This window comes from Streptomyces populi, from assembly GCF_002911015.1.
GTDB classification, from domain to species: Bacteria; Actinomycetota; Actinomycetes; order Streptomycetales; family Streptomycetaceae; genus Streptomyces; species Streptomyces populi.
In genome coordinates, this window is the sequence record NZ_KZ626849.1 from 25,033 (window position 1) to 43,543 (window position 18,511).

The 18,511-nt window shown below is 70.1% G+C and carries 15 protein-coding genes and 1 pseudogene; 5 read left to right on the forward strand and 11 right to left on the reverse strand.

Annotated features, from left to right (window positions below):
- Nucleotides 1–252 precede the first annotated feature (252 nt).
- Complete coding sequence (locus CW362_RS07955) at nt 253–480, forward strand: FmdB family zinc ribbon protein (protein WP_103548733.1); 228 nt, start codon at nt 253–255, stop codon at nt 478–480.
- Nucleotides 481–877: 397 nt separating this feature from the next.
- Here the strand turns inward: CW362_RS07955 and CW362_RS07960 are convergent, their stop codons facing one another.
- Genes CW362_RS07960 through CW362_RS07970 form a run of 3 tightly spaced genes read right to left on the reverse strand, consistent with a single transcriptional unit; the run spans nt 878 to nt 5,429 of the window.
- On the reverse strand, nt 878–1,705 hold the full coding sequence (locus CW362_RS07960) for an HAD family hydrolase (RefSeq protein ID WP_376451785.1): 828 nt from the start codon (nt 1,703–1,705) through the stop codon (nt 878–880).
- A complete protein-coding gene (locus CW362_RS07965) occupies nt 1,705–4,215 on the reverse strand; it encodes a phosphoribosyltransferase (RefSeq protein ID WP_103548734.1) in 2,511 nt (836 codons plus the stop codon). The genes CW362_RS07960 and CW362_RS07965 overlap by 1 nt, the downstream gene beginning before the upstream one ends.
- Nucleotides 4,216–4,259: 44 nt before the next feature.
- Entirely contained in the window at nt 4,260–5,429 is a 1,170-nt protein-coding gene (locus CW362_RS07970; protein ID WP_103548655.1) for an HpcH/HpaI aldolase/citrate lyase family protein, read from the reverse strand.
- A 180-nt stretch (nt 5,430–5,609) separates the two neighbouring features.
- On the opposite strand from CW362_RS07970, the gene CW362_RS07975 reads away from it, so the two are divergent.
- Entirely contained in the window at nt 5,610–6,497 is an 888-nt protein-coding gene (locus tag CW362_RS07975) for a TerD family protein (RefSeq protein WP_103548656.1), read from the forward strand.
- Nucleotides 6,498–6,543: 46 nt separating this feature from the next.
- Here the strand turns inward: CW362_RS07975 and CW362_RS07980 are convergent, their stop codons facing one another.
- From CW362_RS07980 to CW362_RS08005, 6 genes are all read right to left on the reverse strand, one after another.
- Nucleotides 6,544–7,281 (reverse strand): TerD family protein, encoded by a 738-nt coding sequence (locus CW362_RS07980; RefSeq protein ID WP_103548657.1) that lies wholly within the window; start codon nt 7,279–7,281, stop codon nt 6,544–6,546.
- A 96-nt stretch (nt 7,282–7,377) separates the two neighbouring features.
- Nucleotides 7,378–8,526 carry a DUF475 domain-containing protein gene (locus CW362_RS07985; protein ID WP_103548658.1) on the reverse strand — a complete coding sequence of 383 codons (1,149 nt, stop codon included), beginning with the start codon at nt 8,524–8,526 and terminating at the stop codon, nt 7,378–7,380.
- A gap of 136 nt (nt 8,527–8,662) precedes the next feature.
- Nucleotides 8,663–9,238, reverse strand: a complete 576-nt coding sequence (locus CW362_RS07990) for a TerD family protein (RefSeq protein WP_103548659.1) — start codon at nt 9,236–9,238, stop codon at nt 8,663–8,665.
- A 100-nt stretch (nt 9,239–9,338) separates the two neighbouring features.
- Nucleotides 9,339–9,914: a TerD family protein gene (locus tag CW362_RS07995; protein ID WP_103548660.1), complete on the reverse strand. Its 576-nt coding sequence runs from the start codon at nt 9,912–9,914 to the stop codon at nt 9,339–9,341.
- A gap of 114 nt (nt 9,915–10,028) precedes the next feature.
- A complete protein-coding gene (locus CW362_RS08000) occupies nt 10,029–10,487 on the reverse strand; it encodes a peroxiredoxin (protein WP_103548661.1) in 459 nt (152 codons plus the stop codon).
- A 241-nt stretch (nt 10,488–10,728) separates the two neighbouring features.
- Complete coding sequence (locus CW362_RS08005) at nt 10,729–11,151, reverse strand: DUF3052 domain-containing protein (RefSeq protein ID WP_103548662.1); 423 nt, start codon at nt 11,149–11,151, stop codon at nt 10,729–10,731.
- A 464-nt stretch (nt 11,152–11,615) separates the two neighbouring features.
- On the opposite strand from CW362_RS08005, the gene aceE reads away from it, so the two are divergent.
- Together aceE and CW362_RS08020 are read left to right on the forward strand one after the other, a co-directional pair.
- Nucleotides 11,616–14,363, forward strand: a complete 2,748-nt coding sequence (aceE, locus tag CW362_RS08015) for a pyruvate dehydrogenase (acetyl-transferring), homodimeric type (protein ID WP_103548663.1) — start codon at nt 11,616–11,618, stop codon at nt 14,361–14,363.
- Nucleotides 14,364–14,439: 76 nt separating this feature from the next.
- A pseudogene (locus tag CW362_RS08020) lies at nt 14,440–15,159 on the forward strand (potassium channel family protein); the annotation flags it as partial.
- Between the two features lie 183 nt (nt 15,160–15,342).
- Here the strand turns inward: CW362_RS08020 and CW362_RS44360 are convergent.
- Complete coding sequence (locus CW362_RS44360) at nt 15,343–15,645, reverse strand: small hydrophobic protein (protein WP_103548664.1); 303 nt, start codon at nt 15,643–15,645, stop codon at nt 15,343–15,345.
- 119 nt (nt 15,646–15,764) lie between these two features.
- Complete coding sequence (locus CW362_RS08030) at nt 15,765–17,384, reverse strand: MFS transporter (protein WP_103548665.1); 1,620 nt, start codon at nt 17,382–17,384, stop codon at nt 15,765–15,767.
- A gap of 121 nt (nt 17,385–17,505) precedes the next feature.
- On the opposite strand from CW362_RS08030, the gene CW362_RS08035 reads away from it, so the two are divergent.
- On the forward strand, nt 17,506–18,258 hold the full coding sequence (locus tag CW362_RS08035) for a TetR family transcriptional regulator (protein ID WP_103548666.1): 753 nt from the start codon (nt 17,506–17,508) through the stop codon (nt 18,256–18,258).
- Nucleotides 18,259–18,511 lie beyond the last annotated feature (253 nt).

Here is an 18,511-nt window from a genome sequence, read left to right on the forward strand (position 1 = left end):
TGCAGCGGCCGCTTTCGCGGCTGCGAGCCCCCCTCCCCGACCTTGCGGCTCGTCGCGGCCCTATTAAATTATCAGCGACCAATGCAATCCCTTCGATCAGCAACGAGACAAAAAAGTTCAGAGGTCAACGGACGCCCCTCGGCAGCCCTCTTCACCCAGCCGCCACCCCCGTCCCGGGAGCCCCGGCCCGCCACGCGCGACGAGGGCCCCGGAGCCCTCCGGACAGTGGCCCGCTCCGGCTAACCTGTGCGCATGCCTCGCTACGAGTACCGCTGCCGGACCTGCGGCGACACCTTCGAACTGAGCCGTCCCATGGCCGAGTCGGCCGCCCCCGCGGCCTGCCCCGCCGGGCACGACGACACCGTCAAACTGCTGTCGGCGGTCGCCGTCGCCAGGGGTGGTTCGGCGTCCGCGCCGACGCCCGCGCCGCGTTCGAGCGGCGGCGGAGGCGGGTGCTGCGGCGGCGGCTGCTGCGGCTGACCGCGGGGATTTCTTACCGACTCTTCAGCTTCGTCCGGATCGGACCCGGCGTGTCGTGACGAAACGGCCCCGGCCGCCCTCAATTGGGCCCTACCGGGACCGAGTTCCGCACATGTTCCACCATGTGCCGAACCGGGCACACATCGCGGACGGAATCCCCACGGAATCCCGAATCACCGGGAAAGGAGCGGAGTTCGGCACGTCGGCCCGCGCTCCGAACGCCGTTCGGCATCCCGGCCGGACGGTTCGGGCCGGGGTTCCGGAAACGGAACCGTCCCGGGCCGGGCTCCTCGGCGGCCGGACGGTCCGTGCCGGGTGTGTCCAGGGATGCTTCATCCCTGGACACATCCGGCACGACGGCCACGGGAACGAACCGGACCCGGGTTCCGGAGGTCCCTCAGACCTGTCCCCGGCCGCCCCCGGCGCTCACGAACTCCCGCAGGATCCGCTCCCCCGCCAGGACACCCCGCTCCGGGAGGGCGGTGATCGCCGGCGCCGTCCAGTCGGCCTCGGCGAGTTCACCGTGGCCCGGACGCCAGCCGCGGTCCGCCGCGAGCAGCAGGTCGGCGTCGAGCAGCGAGTCCCCCGCGGCGAGGGTGAGGACGGCTCCGGTGCGGCGGGCGACCTCGCGCACGGCCGCGCTCTTGGTGAGCGGCTTCGGCACGGCGTAGATCTTGCGGCCCTGCAACGAGACCGTCCAGCCACGGTTCTCCGCCCACACGGCCAGGCTCTTGACCCACTCCTCGGGGAGCAGCTCCCGCTCCACGACCAGATAGACGAACAGGTCCTCGGCGACGCGGTGCTTGCGCACCCAGAGCGGGTCCGCGGTCGCCTCCAGGTGCTCGCGCACCTCCTCGAGCGGCGCGCACTCGGAGGCGAGCCGCTCCTTGACGTGCGCGTGCCAGTCGAGGTCGGAGACCCCGTCGACGAGCAGGTGTCCGCCGTTGGCGCAGATCGCGTACTCGGGGGCGGGGCCGGGCAGGTTGATGCGCTGGTACTGCTTGCGGGTGCGGGTCGTGGTGGGCACGAAGTGCGCGATGTCACCGAGTTCGGTGAGCAGCGCGGCGGCCGTCTCCGTCATGTAGGAGAGGGGTTTGTTCTCGTGCACCTCGACGCACAGCAGCCGGGGCGCGCGGGCGTCCGGCATGGTGAGGGCGAGGGCGGCGGAGGAGTAGATGAGCGTGCGGTCGAGGTCGCTGGCGACGAGTGCCTTGGGCAGGGACATCAGAGCGTCACCGCCTTGCCGTCGGCACCGGTCGCGCCGCGCGTGTACTTCGGATGGATCAACCCGACGCAGGTGTACGGGAGTTCCCCGACCTCCTCGACGGGCACCCCGCGCTGTCCGGCGAGCAGCCTGACGTGGTCGAGGTCGGCGCCCGCTCCGGCGCGCGCGAGGATCTTCCAGGGGACCCGGCGCAGCAGCACCCGGGTGGTCTCGCCGACGCCCGGCTTGACGAGGTTCACGTCGTGGATGCCGTACTCCTCGCTGATGCGCTCGACCGCCGCCCAGCCCTCCCAGGTGGGTTCGCGGTCCGCGGCGAGGAGTTCCTTCGCCCGGTCGCGGGCCGCTTCGGCGACGTCGGTGAAGTGGGCGGAGACGGCGTCCAGGAACTCGACGGAGACGTCGGAACCGGCGAGCTCGCGGTAGAACTTCGCGCCGTGGAAGTCGTGTTCGCCGACCAGGTCGGAGCGCAGGACCGTACGCGAGATCAGCCCGGAGACGGTCGAGTTGAGGCAGGCGGAGGGGATGAGGAAGTCCTCGCGGGTGCCGTAGGTGCGCACGCACGAGCCCGGGTCGGCGAGCACCGCTATCTCCGGGTCGAAGCCGGTGATGCCCTCGGCCTCCTCGAACTCCTGGATGGCGTCGGCGAGTTCCCGGGTGATGGCGCCCTTGCCGGTCCAGCCGTCGACGAAGACGACGTCGGCCGGGTCGTGGTGGGCGGCGAGCCAGCGCAGCGCGTTGGCGTCGATGCCCCGGCCGCGGACGATGGAGACGGCGTAGTGCGGCAGGTCGAGGCCGTGCTGGTGCCGGGCCCAGCGGCGCATCAGGATCCCGACGGGGGTGCCGGCGCGGGCCAGGGAGACCAGGACGGGACGCGGGGACCGGTCGGCGAGCACGAGTTCGGTCACGGCGCCGACGGCCTCGGCGATCCGGGCGGCGGAGGCGGTGAGGGCCGCGTGGAAGAGCTCCTGGTACGCGGCGCTCGGCTGGTACTCGACCGGCAGCGACTCGGCGTAGTGGGCGCCGCCGCTCTGGATGGCCTCCTCGCGCTCCTCGGTCGGCGCCTCCAGCGTCACGTCCGACAGGTCCTGCAGCAGCCAGCCGACCTCGTCGGGGGCGTACGAGGAGAAGGCGGGGCCGCGGAGGGGCTCGGGCAGCATGAAGGGCCTTTCGGTGGACGGCCGTACGGGGACGTGACTGGGGACGACGGCGAGCAGGACGTGCGGGACGTGCGCCGCCAACTGTGCCAACAGACCGTCGGGAGCGTGCAGCTCGGGGGTGTCGGCGGTGGAGTCGACGACCGCCACGACCGCGTCGAAGCCGGCGCCCGCGACGTTGTAGGCGTAGCGCTCGCCGGGGCCGTCGTCCGGGTCGTCGTGGGCGGGGAAGGCGATGCGGCTGCGGATGGCGTAGCCGGGGTCGTCCAGGGCGAGCACCGGGGACCGGGTCGTGGTGGAGAAGCGCACCTCGGCGGGGACCGTCCGCTCCAGCTCGTGGGCCAGTCGCAGCGGCGCGTACATCAGTTCCTCGAAGCCGAGGACCAGGACGCGGCGGGCGTCGTCCGGCAGGGCGTCGGCGAGGCGCCCCGCCATGCCGGGCAGGGCCGCCTCCAGGCGTATTCGGTGTCCGGGGGTGAACCCGTGCCGTCCGCCGTCGGGGAGGCCGTGCGGCCAGCCGAGGCCGACGCGCACGGCCCGGCCGGCGCTTCCGGGGGCGGGGGCGGCGGGCGTCGCCGCCTCGTGCCGGGCGACCAGGGCCGTCCCCTTCGCCAGGACGTCCTCGGGCAGGCGCACCGTTCCCGACGCGGCCGCCACCAGGTCCACGCGGGCGCCGATGTCCCCGGCGAACTTCTCGAAGCGCGCGTGGTCGGCCGGTGAGCGCATGTCGACCAGGGCCACGACGACGTACCGCTCGCGCGGGTAGCGCCGGTGCAGGTCGCTGATGGTGTTGAGGACGGTGTTGCCGGTGGAGAACTCGTCGTCGACGAGGACCAGCGGGCCGGAGCCGGCGAGCAGGCCCGGGTCCTCGGGAAGGAGGAGGTGCGAGGTGGCGTGCGAGTGGGACTCCTCGAAGCCGCCCGCCTGCCGGACCCCGGTGACCGGGCGGCGGGTGGAGTGGAGGTACGGGGCGACACCCACTCCGTCCGCGACCGAGTGGCCGAGCCCGGTGGCCGTCTCGGCGTACCCGAGGACCACGGCCGCGCGGGCCTCCTCGGTGCCCAGCAGCTCGCGCACCCGGCGGCCGAGCTCGACGCCGTACCCGTGGACGACGGCCGGCGACTGCGGCACGTGCTTGCCCAGCACGTTCGAGACGAGCAGATGGGCACGCTTGGGGTTGCGCCGCAGCGCGAGCCCCAGCAGGCCGCTCAGCTCCTCGTCGCCGACGAGCTCGACACCGAGCCGCTCGGCGACCCAGGTCCCGGTCCACACCGCGTCCCGCGCGTGGTCCGGGCCGGTCGCGCCGTCCGGGTCGTTGCCGCCGGGGTGGTTCGGGTCATGCGCTGGGGTGTTCATCTGTTCCTTGCTGTCGGGGTTGCGCGTCGTCCGGACGGGCCGGCTCACGCCGGGAGTCCGGCGGTGAGCAGCTCGACGAAGCCGATGTCCTCGCGGGCGACCCCGAAGACCTCGGCGCGCAGCAGGGTGCGCTCGGCCCAGGCGCGATGCGGCTTCACCTCGTTCATTTTGTTCGTGTACGCCGACCTCAGTACACCCCCGCCGCCGCGTTCCGGCCTGAGGATGTCCTGGGCGTCGCTGAACTCCTCGTGGCTGACCACGGACAGCGCGTGCACGGGCGGCACGTGCGAGGGGTGGATGCAGGTCTTGCCCATCAGGCCGTTGGCCTGGTCGAGGGCTATCTCGCGCAGCAGCCCGTCCATGGCGTGTTCGAGCAGCTTCTCGCGCAGTTCCTCCGCCTGTCCCTCCAGGAAGGGGCTGCGGCGCAGCTGCGGCTTGAACATGCGTTCCGGGACGCGGAAGTACTCCCACACGGGCCCGGTGACGGTGAAGCCGGTGCCGTCGGCGCGCCCCAGCATGTTGACCACGTCGGCGATCACGGAGGCGACCACCTGGACGTCGTACGCGGTCATGTCGGGGGCGCGGCGCAGCCCGTACGAGGAGCAGAAGTCCGTCACCCCGAGGCGCAGCGCGAGCACCCGGTCGCGGTACTTGTCGACGGCGCGGGAGATGCCCTCCAGGGTCTCCACCCGCGATTCGCGGTAGAGCAGTTCGGGCGACTCCAGGACGGGCATGGCGAAGAGCCGTCTGCCGCTCTCCGCCTCGGCGGCGGTGAGGGCCTCCAGGAAGGGCGTGCCGCGTTCCTCGGTGAACTTCGGCATCACGAATCCGGACAGCAGCCGGACGGCGGGGCCGAGGCGCCGCACGAGGTCGGGGATCTGCTCCGGGAAGCGGACCCGTACGAACAGCAGGGGTGTCTCGCCGGTGTCCGGGCGGGTCGCGAGGTCGGTGAACTGGCGGACCAGGTTCTCCTCCGCGCCCACGACCTCGGAGTCGTCGATCGAGTCCTCCAGGCACAGCACCATCGAGACGACGCCGCGTGCGGCCTGCTTGACGATGTCGTCGGCGAGCGTCGGCCGGGTCGCCGGGCTGTACAGCGTCGCGCCGAGGGCGGCGGCGAGCACCCTGGCCGGGGAGTCGGACGTGAAGGCTCCGGGTTCCTGGTGGAAGAGACGCTGCCGCTCCTCCGGGGTGACATGACTGAAATGACGCATGGGACTCCCCCGCGGCGGCTAGATGGCCGAATCTGATGTGGCCGGTAATAGTACGTACGGTTCCGTGTCAGGGATTCCCACCCCGCGTGAAGTTCGCGTAACTCCGCGGTGTCCATCACCGGCCGGTTCCGGAACGACCCCACATTGTCGTGACCAGGACCGACAAGGCAGGATGACCGCATGACGCACGCGATGCTGAAAGGGTCGAACGTCCCGCTGGACGCCACAGCGGTGCGCGCCGTCCTGCGCTGGACCCCCGGTCAGGGTGTTCCCGATGTCGATGCCTCCGCGCTGCTCCTCGGCCCCGACGGTCGTGTGCGATCCGACGAGGACTTCGTCTTCTACAACCAGCCCCGCCATCCGTCGGGCAAGGTGTGGCGGCTCGGCAAGAAGCGCGGCGCCGAGGGCCTCACCGACACGATCCAGACGGATCTGACGGGTGTCGAGCCCGGTGTCGGCCGGATTCTCCTGGTCGCATCGGCCGACGACGTCACCTTCGACCACGTACGCGATCTGCGCATCCTGCTGTACGACGCGGCCGTCGCGGACGGTGAACCTCTGGCGTACTTCGACATCAAGCCCGAGACCGGCGCGGAGACCGCGCTGATCTGCGGCGAGCTGTACCGGCGCGGTGACGGGTGGAAGTTCCGGGCGCTCGGCGAGGGCTACTCCAACGGTCTGGTGGGGCTCGCGACCGATTTCGGGATCTCGGTGGACGAGTCCGGGGCCGCGCCCGAGACGGCCGCCTGGGCCTCGCCCGCCACGGCTCCGGAGACCTCGCTGCCGCTGCCGCCGGAGCACTCCGCCCCGGTCGCACAGCAGCCGGCCCCCGTCCCGCAGCAGCCCGCCTACGGCTATCCCCAGCCCGCCGCGGCGGCCGCGACCGGGCCGGCCTACGGCTATCCCCAGCCCGCCGGACCGCAGACGGATCCTTCCGCCTACGGCTATCCGCAGCCGCAGAGCGCGCCCGCCACACAGCCCGCCTACGGTTTCCCGCAGGCGGTGGGGTCGGGGCCGGACCCCGACTTCCGGCTGCCCCCGCAGGGGCCGCAGTTCATGAGCCGCTGAGTCCGGTGGGCGGGGACACCGGTGGCCGGCCGGGCCCGGCCGGCCGCTAACGGTCGGCCTTGGACTTGTACCCGCGACCCCACTGGAGCCCCCAGCCGTAGAGGCGGTCGAGTTCGGCCTGGAAGCCGTACACGAACTTGACCTCGCGGCGCACGGTCACCTCGCCCTTGTTGCACTCGATCATGACGACGGCGCAGGAGCGGGCCTGCGGATGGCGTTCCTCCAGGCCGATCTCGATGCGCGGGCCGTTGCTCGGATAGAGCGTGATGATGGCGTGCGTACGGTCGAACGCCGGGGTCTTGTCGTAGATGTAGACGAAGACCAGCAGGCGTTTGATGTCGTCGCGGTGGTCGAGGTTGACGAAGGCCGTCTCGCCCGAGCCGGAGCCGAAGCGGTCGTCGCCGCTGAGCTTCACGTACGGCGGGGCGTTGAGTTCGCCGAAGAAGCTGCCGAGCGGCTGGACGACGCCCTTGGTGCCGTCCGTCAGCTCGTACATGACGCCGAGGTCGAGGTCGACGTTGACCATGCTCTGGGTGTGCGCCTGGACCATCTCCGGCTTGAAGGTGCGCAGCGGATTGCGCAGCAGGCTGCCGCGCTGCGGCCCGCCGATGTCGGAGGTGCGCATCCGCCAGGACAGGTTGATGCGGAGGTTGCCGCCGGCCGCGCCCTGCTTGGTGAGCGAGACCGTGTGGTTGCGCTTGGTCATTTCGATGGCGTTGGAAGCCGCGCTGCCGGAATCGAAGTCCGTCGAGCGCCCGCGCCACATGTCCTGCCAGATGCCCATTCGGCCCCCCACGTCTGTCGGTGTGCGGCGGGGCGGCCGCGGAGGACTCGTCCTCCACGGCCGCCCCGTTCAGAGCGTTCCTCGGGCGGGTGGGTGTCACACCCCGGACGAGACCTCAGCCTTCTCGTCCGAGGCCGGGGCTTTTCCCTCGGCTTCGGCGAGCGCCTTGTTGCGGCGCACGGAGGACCAGAAGGACCAGGCGATCAGGACGACGCCGACGAGGCCGGTGATGACCTCGTTGATCTCGTACTGGATGGTGACCATGAGGATCACGGCCAGCGCGCCGATCGCGTAGTGGGCGCCGTGCTCCAGGTAGACGTAGTCGTCGAGGGTGCCCTGGCGGACCAGGTAGACGGTGAGCGACCGGACGTACATGGCGCCGATGCCCAGGCCGAGCGCCATCAGCACGATGTCGTTGGTGATGGCGAAGGCGCCGATGACCCCGTCGAAGGAGAAGGAGGCGTCCAGGACTTCCAGGTACAGGAACATGAAGAACGCGGCCTGGCCGGCGAGGACGATGGCCGGCTTCTGCTTGCCGGTGCGCTCGGCCTCCTCCTCGGCCTCGTGCTCCCGCTCCTCCTCTTCCTCGAGCCTGTCCTCGAAGTAGCCGGAGAGTCCGCCGACGATCATGTACGTGATCAGACCGGCGATGCCGGAGACCAGCACCGTCTGCGCCTTGTCGGCGTGGCCGCCGCCGTGCTGGTGGGCGTGGACCGCGAAGGTCATGGAGGTGATCAGCAGGACGATCAGGGCGATGCAGACCGACAGCATGTCGACCTTGCCGAGCTTGGCCAGCGGCCGCTCGATCCAGCGCAGCCACTGGATGTCCCGGTCCTCGAAGATGAAGTCGAGGAAGATCATGAGCAGGAACATGCCGCCGAAGGCGGCGATCGACGGGTGGGCGTCGGTGACCAGCTGCTGGTACTTGTCCTTGTCGTTCAGCGCGAGATCGACCGCGTCGATCGGGCCGATCTTGGCGCTGATGGCGACGATCACGACAGGGAAGACCAGACGCATGCCGAAGACGGCGATCAGGACACCGACCGTGAGGAAGATCTTCTGCCAGAAGGCATTCATCTTCTTCAGGATTCCGGCGTTGACGACCGCGTTGTCGAAGGAAAGCGAAATCTCCAGGACGGCCAGGATCGCCACGATGCCGAAGGCGGTCCACCCCCCGTAGACGGCCGCCGCGGCCAGACCGAGCGCGGTGATCGCGAACGACCAGCCGAAGGTTTTCAGAAGCACTGGCTACCCAATCATCGTGTCGTGGGGGCACCCCCAAGCGGTGGCCCGGGGAGTACGCATCCCCCGCGCCGTACTCGGCTTTACCTACTGTTGACCACGAAGTCTAAGGGGCCGCCTTCAGCTGATACAGGTGGGTCTAGGAAACATTGACCCCGAAGTCGAGCGCGATGCCCCGCAGACCCGACGCGTACCCCTGACCGACCGCCCGGAACTTCCATTCGCTGTTGTAGCGGTACACCTCGCCGAAGATCATCGCGGTTTCGGTGGAGGCGTCCTCGGAAAGGTCGTAGCGGGCGAGTTCCTGGCCGTCGGCCTGGTTGACGACGCGGATGAAGGCGTTGCTGACCTGGCCGAAGGTCTGGCCGCGGTTGTCCGCGTCATGGATGGAGACCGGGAACACGATCTTGTCGACGACGGCGGGGACCTTGGCGAGGTCGATCAGGATCGACTCGTCGTCGCCCTCGCCCTCACCGGTGAGGTTGTCGCCGGTGTGCTCCACGGAGCCGTCCGGGCTCTTGAGCTGGTTGTAGAAGATGAACCACTCGTCCCCGAGCACCCGGCCGCCGCTGCACAGCAGGGCGCTGGCGTCGAGGTCGAAGTCGGCTCCGGTGGTGGAGCGCGCGTCCCAGCCGAGCCCGATCATCACGTGTGTGAGGTTCGGTGCGGCCTTCGAGAGGGAGACATTGCCCCCCTTGGCGAGCGTGACGCCCATGATGCTGGTCCTCCCGAGGTGCGGTCTTCATGTGGTACGGCCGGTCCGGTGCCGCACCGAGACGGTGCGGCACCGGACCGGGATGCCCGAGGGCTCCGGCTCAGACGTTGACGCCGAAGTCCTGCGCGATGCCGCGCAGGCCCGAGGCGTAACCCTGGCCGATGGCACGGAACTTCCACTCCGCGCCGTTGCGGTAGAGCTCGCCGAAGACCATCGCGGTCTCCGTCGAGGCGTCCTCCGAGAGGTCGTAGCGCGCGATCTCCGCCTCGCCGGCCTGGTTCACCACGCGGATGTACGCGTTGCGGACCTGACCGAAGGACTGCTGGCGGTTCTCGGCGTCGTAGATGGAGACCGGGAACACGATCTTCGCGACGTCGGCGGGAACGGCGGCGAGGTTGACCTTGATCTGCTCGTCGTCGCCCTCGCCCTCACCGGTGATGTTGTCACCGGTGTGCTCCACCGAGCCGTCCGGGCTCTTCAGGTTGTTGAAGAACACGAAGTTCTGGTCGGTGCTGACCTTGCCGTCCGTGTTCGTGAGGATGGCGCTGGCATCGAGGTCGAAGTCCACGCCGGTGGTGGTCCGGGCGTCCCATCCCAGACCGACGATGACCGCGGTCAGGCCCGGGGCCTCCTTCGACAGCGATACGTTGCCGCCCTTGCTGAGGCTGACTCCCACGAGTCCTCCCAATGGTGTTCAGGGGCGGGGAGCCCCGTAGGTGCGTTGGTATCGGATCAACGGTTCGATCCTAGTGACGGGTTCCCGTGCCTTGCAGGCCCTGGAACCGAAGAATCACAGGGTGTCGAGCGCCTTGACGTACTCGTTCAGGTCACGCGCGTCCGGCAGCCCGTTGACGACGGTCCAGCGGACGACGCCCTCCTTGTCGATGATGAACGTGCCGCGCACGGCGCAGCCCTTGTCCTCGTCGAAGACGCCGTACGCGCGCGAGATGTTGCCGTGCGGCCAGAAGTCGGAGAGCAGCGGGTACTCCAGTCCCTCCTGCTCGGCGAAGACGCGCAGGGTGTGGATGGAGTCGTTGGAGACCGCGAGGAGCTGGGTGTCGCGGTCGGTGAACTGCGGCAGGTTGTCGCGCAGGGAGCACAGCTCGCCGGTGCACACGCCGGTGAAAGCGAAGGGGTAGAAGAGCAGCACCACGTTCTTCTCGCCACGGAAGTCGGACAGCCTCACGGTCGCGCCGTGGTTGTCCTTCAGCTCGAAGTCCGGTGCCTTGGTGCCGACCTCGACGGCCATAGTCACTCGCTTCCCTTCCAAGGGTCTGTTCGGGTGACGACCAGCGTACGCAGTGATCGCCCCCCGGTGACGGCGCGACCCCCCGCGCGGTCCCCCGGGTGCGCGGGAGTCCGCCCGCCCCGGCCGGCCGGCGAAGACGGCCGGGAGCCCCGCCGGGGCGTCCCGGGGCATGCGTGAGGCCCCCGCCGAGGTGGCTGGGCGGGGGCCTCACGGATGCTCTGCTTGCAGACGGGGCTGCAGTTCAGCGCTTGGGGGTGGCCAGGCGGGTGCCCGACCATTCCTTGCCGACGGAGATGCTCTTCGTCTGGGAGAGGCCGGCTGTCCGTACGGCATCGCTGATGTCGCTGGGCTCGACGTAACCGTCCCTGCCGGTCTTCGGGGTCAGCAGCCAGATGTTGCCGCCGTCCTCAAGGAGACCGATGACGTCCACCAGTGCGTCCGTGAGATCGCCGTCCTCGTCCCGGAACCACAACAGCACCACGTCTGCGACGTCGTCGTAGTCCTCGTCGACCAGATCCTGGCCGATCAGCGATTCGATGCCTTCACGGAGCTCGTGGTCAACGTCGTCGTCGAAGCCGATCTCCTGGACCACCTGTCCGGGCTCGAACCCCAGCCTGGCGGCCGGGTTGGTCCGCTCCTCCGCGTGGTCCGCGGTCGCGCTCACGGCTTGCCTCCTGATCATGTTTCGGAATGGGGGTGTCCCCCCGCTCGTCCGGAGCCGGGGGATCTCAGCCACGCGCGTACGCGAAGCGTTGGCCGTAGTCCACACGGGCGGAGCGGATCGCGCAAGTACCCGGCCGTCGAGACCGCCGAAACGGTGACGATCCTGGCAGTGCCGACGCAACTCCCGACGGGCCATCATGACGCCATGTGACGGGCACCACACATTTCTGCCCCATTTATCCTCTTCGGAACCCCCGGAGCGTGCGAAAGCCGAACGACTTTGCGGAACGCGTCACGCCCTGAGCGTATCGTTACGTTTTGGCCGGGCCCGTCCCGGCCGTTCGCACGGACGTCTCGGTTACCCCCTGGTAGAGATGACGTACACGCTCACGGGGTACACGATGGGGATCGGTGCGGACGCGGGGAAAACCACCGAAGACAGCCCTCTGACAGCGAAGGAACAGCGTGGCTTCCGGATCAGATCGCAACCCGATCATCATTGGCGGCCTTCCCAGCCAGGTCCCGGACTTCGACCCTGAGGAGACTCAGGAGTGGCTCGACTCCCTCGACGCCGCCGTGGACGAGCGCGGCCGCGAACGGGCCCGCTATCTGATGCTGCGGCTCATCGAGCGGGCCCGTGAGAAGCGCGTGGCCGTGCCCGAGATGCGCAGCACGGACTACGTCAACACGATCGCCACCAAGGACGAGCCGTTCTTCCCGGGCAACGAGGAGATCGAGCGCAGGATCCTCAACGCGACCCGCTGGAACGCCGCCGTGATGGTCTCCAGGGCGCAGCGCCCCGGCATCGGCGTGGGCGGCCACATCGCGACCTTCGCCTCCTCCGCCTCGCTCTACGACGTCGGCTTCAACCACTTCTTCCGGGGCAAGGACGAGGGCGACGGCGGCGACCAGATCTTCTTCCAGGGGCACGCCTCCCCGGGCATCTACGCCCGCGCGTTCCTCCTCGACCGGCTCTCCGAGCAGCAGCTCGACGCGTTCCGCCAGGAGAAGTCGAAGGCGCCCCACGGACTGTCCTCGTACCCGCACCCGCGGCTGATGCCGGACTTCTGGGAGTTCCCCACGGTGTCGATGGGCCTCGGCCCGCTCGGCGCGATCTTCCAGGCGCGGATGAACCGCTACATGGAGGCGCGCGGCATCGCGGACACCTCCAGGTCGCACGTCTGGGCGTTCCTCGGCGACGGCGAGATGGACGAGCCGGAGTCGCTCGGCCAGCTGTCGATCGCCGCGCGCGAGGGCCTGGACAACCTGACCTTCGTCGTGAACTGCAACCTCCAGCGCCTCGACGGCCCCGTCCGCGGCAACGGCAAGATCATCCAGGAGCTGGAGTCGCAGTTCCGGGGCGCCGGCTGGAACGTCATCAAGCTGGTCTGGGACCGCACCTGGGACCCGCTGCTCGCGCAGGACCGCGACGGCGTGCTCGTCAACCGGCTGAACACCACGCCGGACGGCCAGTTCCAGACGTACGCCACGGAGACGGGCGCGTACATCCGCGAGCACTTCTTCGGGGACGACCACCGGCTGCGCGCGATGGTCGAGAACATGACCGACGACCAGATCCTGCACCTGGGGCGCGGCGGTCACGACCACAAGAAGATCTTCGCGGCGTTCTCGGCGGCCAAGGCGCACGCGGGCCAGCCGACGGTGATCCTGGCGCAGACGGTCAAGGGCTGGACGCTCGGCCCGAACTTCGAGGGCCGCAACGCCACGCACCAGATGAAGAAGCTGACGGTCGCCGACCTGAAGGGGTTCCGCGACCGGCTGCACCTGCCGATCTCCGACAAGGAGCTGGAGGACGGCGCGCCGCCGTACTACCACCCGGGCCGGAACTCGGAGGAGATCCAGTACATGCACGACCGCCGCAAGGGCCTCGGCGGGTACGTGCCGACGCGCGTCGTGCGGTCGAAGCCCCTGGCCCTGCCCGACGACAAGACGTACGCGACCGTGAAGAAGGGCTCGGGCCAGCAGTCCATCGCCACGACCATGGCGTTCGTGCGGCTGCTCAAGGACCTCATGCGGGACAAGGAGATCGGCAAGCGGTTCGTGCTGATCGCGCCCGACGAGTACCGCACGTTCGGCATGGACTCGTTCTTCCCGAGCGCGAAGATCTACAACCCGCTCGGCCAGCAGTACGAGTCGGTGGACCGCGAACTGCTGCTCGCCTACAAGGAGTCGCCGACCGGCCAGATGCTGCACGACGGCATCTCGGAGGCGGGCTGCACGGCCTCGCTGATCGCCGCGGGTTCGGCGTACGCCACCCATGGCGAGCCGCTCATCCCGGTCTACGTCTTCTACTCGATGTTCGGTTTCCAGCGAACGGGTGACCAGTTCTGGCAGATGGCCGACCAGTTGGCGCGCGGTTTCGTCCTGGGCGCGACCGCCGGGCGGACGACGCTGACCGGTGAGGGTCTCCAGCACGCGGACGGCCACTCCCAGCTGCTGGCCTCCACGAACCCGGGCTGCATCGCCTACGACCCGGCGTTCGGCTTCGAGATCGCCCACATCGTCCAGGACGGTCTGCGCCGCATGTACGGCTCGTCCGAGGAGCACCCGCACGGCGAGGACGTCTTCTACTACCTCACCGTCTACAACGAGCCGCTCCAGCACCCGGCCGAGCCGGAGAACGTGGACGCCGAGGGCATCCTGAAGGGCCTGTACCGCTTCAGCGAGGGCACCTCGGGCACGATCCCCGCGCAGATCATGGCCTCCGGCATCGGCGTCACCTGGGCCCTGGAGGCGCAGAAGATCCTCGCCGAGGAGTGGGACGTCAGGGCCGACGTCTGGTCGGCCACCTCCTGGAACGAGCTGCGGCGCGAGGCCGTCGAGGTGGAGCGGCACAACCTGCTGCACCCCGAGGAGGAGCAGCGCGTCCCGTACGTGACGCAGAAGCTGTCCTCCGCCCAGGGCCCGTTCGTGGCCGTCTCCGACTGGATGCGATCGGTTCCCGACCAGATCGCCCGGTGGGTGCCCGGCACCTACCAGTCCCTCGGCGCGGACGGCTTCGGCTTCGCGGACACCCGCGGCGCGGCCCGGCGCTTCTTCCACATCGACGCGCAGTCGATCGTGGTCGCCGTGCTGACCGAACTGGCCCGTGAGGGCAAGGTGGACCGGTCGGTGCTCAAGCAGGCCGTCGACCGCTACCAGCTGCTCGACGTGCGGGCGGCCGACCCGGGGCCCGCGGGCGGCGACGCGTAACGGCGGACAGGAGCGACGGGGGGCGGCGGGGCGTGAGCCCGCCGCCCCCCGTGCGTTTTCTCCCTACGATGCGGGCATGAGCGAAGAATCCGCCCAGGCCCGTTGGGAGCTGCGCACCCAGCGGCCCCTGCTCGTCCTCGCGGTGGCGTTCGCCCTCGGGTACGCCGTGCCGATCGTGGACAGCGACGCGGGCCGTCCGGTGACGCTGACCTGCACGCTGGTGGAGTGGGTCGTGTGGGGGGCCTTCGCCGTCGACTATCTCGTCCGGCTCGCCCTCGCCCCGCAACGCCGGTCCTTCGTCCGCGGCCACTGGCTGGACCTGTGTGCCGTGATCCTGCCGATCCTTCAGCCGCTGCGGCTGCTGCGGCTCGTCTCCACGCTGATGCTGGTGGGCCGGCGCGCCCGGATGGCCTCGCAGATCCGGCTGACGACCTACGTGGGGGGCGCGGTGGTCGGCCTGCTGATGTTCGGTTCGCTCGCCGTGCTGTCGGTGGAGCGGGACTCACCCAACGGGAACATCAAGACGCTGGGTGACGCGGTGTGGTGGTCGTTCACGACGATGACGACCGTGGGGTACGGCGATCACGCCCCGACGACGGGGATGGGCCGGGTCCTCGCGGTCGGCCTGATGCTCTCCGGGATCGCCCTCCTCGGTGTGGTCACCGCGAACATCGCCGCCTGGTTCATCTCGCGGTTCGAGAAGGACGACGTGGAGGAGCGGAGGCAGACCGCGGCGATCGAGGCGCTCGCGGCGGAGGTGCGGGCCCTGCGGGCCGAGGTCACCGCCCTGACCGGCGGCCAGGGGATCCTGCCGCGTCCCCTGCCGGCGGGGCCGGAGGAACACCCCCCGGCCTGGCCCGGGAGCCCCGGTCCGGGGGCGAGCCGTGGGCCGGGGACGGCGGGACCTCCCGTACGGACCGGTGGGCCCGCGCGCCGCGAGGCGGCACACGGGCCCTCGTCCGGTACCGGTCCGGCCGGGTCAGAGCAGGCCGTTGCCCGCGCCGCCCGCCAGCCAGACGACCGCCAGGAGGGTGTCGATTGCTCCCAGCACCAGGGCGATCAGCGCCGGCACCGGACCCGATCCGGTCCAGCGGCGGCCCATGGCGAGCCATCCGCAGACCATCGCGGCCGGCCCGAGGACGATGCCCAGCGTGAAGAAGCCGGCCACCGCGCACACGGTGCCGATGATCCCCAGGGTCGCGCTGTCCGGCCCGGTCCGTGAGCCTGTACGGCCACGTGAACGGGGGTACCTGCGCGTACCGTTTCCGAAGCCCGCCATCATCAACTCCTGAACTCCCGTGACCTCGCGGTCGGTTCGGGTCGATGACCGGGTACCCCCGTTCCACGCCCGCAGACCGCCCGCGTACGGGCGGGTCTGCGGGCGGCGGGTCCGCGGGTCCGTCAGATGTGACCGACGCCCGCGCCGGCCTCCGCGTTCTCGCCCCGCTTGGTGAGCAGCGCGACGAAGACGGCCACGACGGCGACACCCGCGGCGACGAGGCAGGCGAGGCTCATGCCGGAGATGAAGGTCTCGTGGGCGACGTCGGTGATCTGCGCGGCGATCGCGGCCGGGGTCTCCTTGGTGACCGGGGCGGCGCCGACCTGGACCGCCTCGGAGGCCTGGTCGAGCTGGGCCGGGGTGAGCGGCGGCAGCTTGGCGGCGGTCCAGTTGCCGCCGAGGTCGCTGTCGACCTTGGAGGCCATCACGGCGCCCAGGACGGCCGTACCGAGGCTGCCGCCGATCTGCATGGCGGCCTGCTGGAGACCGCCCGCGACACCGGAGAGCTCCATCGGGGCGTTGCCGACGATGACCTCGGTGGCGCCGACCATGACCGGCGCGAGACCGAAGCCGAGGAGGGCGAACCAGACGGACATCAGACCGCTGGAGGTGTCCGCCTCCAGCGTCGACATGCCGTACATGGCGATCGCGGTGGCCGCCATGCCGCTCGCGAGCGGGATGCGCGGGCCGAGCTTGGTGATGGCCAGACCCGCGAGCGGGGAGCCGACGATCATCATGCCGGTGAGCGGAAGCAGGTGCAGGCCCGCGTCGACCGGGCTCATGCCGTGCACGTTCTGGAGGTAGAACGTCACGAAGAACAGGCCGCCCATGAAGGCGATGGCCATGAGCACCATCAGCACCACACCCGCCGAGAGCGGGACGGAGCGGAAGAGGCCGAGCGGGATCAGCGGTTCCTTCACCCGCGTCTCCCAGAAGGAGAACGCCGCGAAGCCCAGGACCGACAGGCCGATGAAGAGCCAGGTCCTGCCGTCGCCCCAGCCCCAGGCCGGAGCCTTGATCAGGGCCCACACCAGGCAGAACATCGCGCCGGACAGCAGCACGATGCCGAGGAGGTCGAAGGAGCGCGGGGCGTTCTCGGCGCGGTGGTCCAGCAGGATCAGCAGGCCCAGGGTGAGGGCGATCAGGCCGACCGGCACGTTGATGAAGAACACCGACTGCCAGCTCACGTGCTGGACGAGCAGACCGCCGAGGATCGGGCCGCCCGCGGTGGAGGCGCCGATGACCATGCCCCAGATGCCGATCGCCATGTTCAGCTTCTCGGCCGGGAAGGTCGCGCGCAGCAGGCCGAGCGCGGCCGGCATGAGCAGCGCGCCGAACAGGCCCTGGAAGACGCGGAAGGTGACCACGAGGGCGATGCTGTGCGACAGGCCGATCGCACCGGAGGCGGCGGCGAAGCCGACCACGCCGATCAGGAAGGTCTGCCGGTGGCCGAAGCGGTCACCGAGCTTGCCCGCGGTGATGAGGGAGACCGCGAGGGCCAGGAAGTAGGCGTTGGTGATCCACTGGACGTCGGCGAAGGTCGCGCCGAGGTCCTTGGCGATGGCCGGGTTGGCGATGGCCACGATGGTGCCGTCCAGGGCCACCATCATGACCCCGACGGCCACGGTGATGAGGGTGAACCACGGGTGGCCGCGCAGGCCCGTGGACGGAGCCTGGCTCGACGGGGAGACCGGAGTCTTGTCCCCCGGGTCCGTCTTGTCGATGGTGGTCTGACTAGTCATTTTTCGAGGCTAGTGACAGCCGCTGACAATTGACAAACCGATTCACAAGTCGGTCACTGTCACGTCACTCACAGATAGGCTGAACTGGGCGAACAGTTCGGTTGGGAGAGATCACGACACCATGACGGAAACGGTGGACACGACGGGCACGGCCGGTACGTCGACGGCGGCACCGGCGTCGGCGGCCCACGGGACGGAGCCGTCGGCCGGCACGGCGGCGGCCGCGGAGCCCGCCGCGCCGCGCCCCGGGCTGCGGGAGCGCAAGAAGCGGCGCACCCGGAACGCGCTGCTGCGGGCCGCCCTCGAGCTGTTCGTCTCGCAGGGGTACGAGCGGACCACCGTCGACGAGATCGCCGGGGCCGTCGACGTCTCCCAGCGCACCTTCTTCCGCTACTTCGCCGGCAAGGAGGACGCCGCCCTGTTCCTGCAACGGCTCACCGAGTCGCACTTCATCGCGGCGGTGCGCGAACGACCGCCCCACGAGGCCCCGTTGGAGGCGCTGCGCCGCGCGGTCCTGGAGAGCTGGGACACCATCGGCGAGGCGATCGAGGAGGTGGTGCCGATCGAACTGCACATGCGCACCTACCGATTGATCGAATCGACCCCCGCGCTGCTCGCCGTGCACCTGCGCCGCTCGGAGGAGATCGAGGAGGAGATCGCCCGGCTCATCGCCGAACGCGAGGGCCTCGACGTGGACACGGACCCGCGCCCGCGCATCGCGGTCGCGGTGTTCGGCGGGGTGATGCGGGTGACGGGACGGCTGTGGGGCGCCGGAGAGGACACCAGCGTCGCGGCGATCCGCGAGCTGACCGCGACCTACCTCGACCACGTGGGGCCCGCGTTGGCGGAGAAGTGGGGCACCGCGCCGCGGTGACGGCCCGGTGACGCCTCGTGGCGCCGCGCCGCCCCGGGAGACCTCCGCCCGGCACCCGGCACCCGGCGCGCGCCCGAGCGCGGAACCCCGCGCACGCCCGCGCTCGTTGTCAGGGACGACACCCGCGCGAGACGTTCCGCGAAGAGCCCGCGGAATCACAACGCCCCCGCACGGAGCGTCACATATCGCACACACATAGCAGAAATGCCCGTACACAGCGTCACTATTTAACTCAAACTGAACCCGGTTTGCC

Coding starts and splice junctions, on each gene's coding strand:
- CW362_RS07970 (WP_103548655.1), bottom strand. CDS start 5,429: ATGCGTCATTTCAGTCATGTCACCCCGGAGGAGCGGCAGCGTCTCTTC.
- CW362_RS07990 (WP_103548659.1), bottom strand. CDS start 9,238: ATGGGCGTCACGCTCGCCAAGGGGGGCAATGTCTCCCTCTCGAAGGCC.
- CW362_RS07955 (WP_103548733.1), top strand. CDS start 253: ATGCCTCGCTACGAGTACCGCTGCCGGACCTGCGGCGACACCTTCGAA.
- CW362_RS08030 (WP_103548665.1), bottom strand. CDS start 17,384: ATGACTAGTCAGACCACCATCGACAAGACGGACCCGGGGGACAAGACT.
- CW362_RS08035 (WP_103548666.1), top strand. CDS start 17,506: ATGACGGAAACGGTGGACACGACGGGCACGGCCGGTACGTCGACGGCG.
- CW362_RS08000 (WP_103548661.1), bottom strand. CDS start 10,487: ATGGCCGTCGAGGTCGGCACCAAGGCACCGGACTTCGAGCTGAAGGAC.
- CW362_RS07980 (WP_103548657.1), bottom strand. CDS start 7,281: ATGGGCATCTGGCAGGACATGTGGCGCGGGCGCTCGACGGACTTCGAT.
- CW362_RS07975 (WP_103548656.1), top strand. CDS start 5,610: ATGACGCACGCGATGCTGAAAGGGTCGAACGTCCCGCTGGACGCCACA.
- CW362_RS07965 (WP_103548734.1), bottom strand. CDS start 4,215: ATGAACACCCCAGCGCATGACCCGAACCACCCCGGCGGCAACGACCCG.
- CW362_RS44360 (WP_103548664.1), bottom strand. CDS start 15,645: ATGATGGCGGGCTTCGGAAACGGTACGCGCAGGTACCCCCGTTCACGT.
- CW362_RS07960 (WP_376451785.1), bottom strand. CDS start 1,705: ATGTCCCTGCCCAAGGCACTCGTCGCCAGCGACCTCGACCGCACGCTC.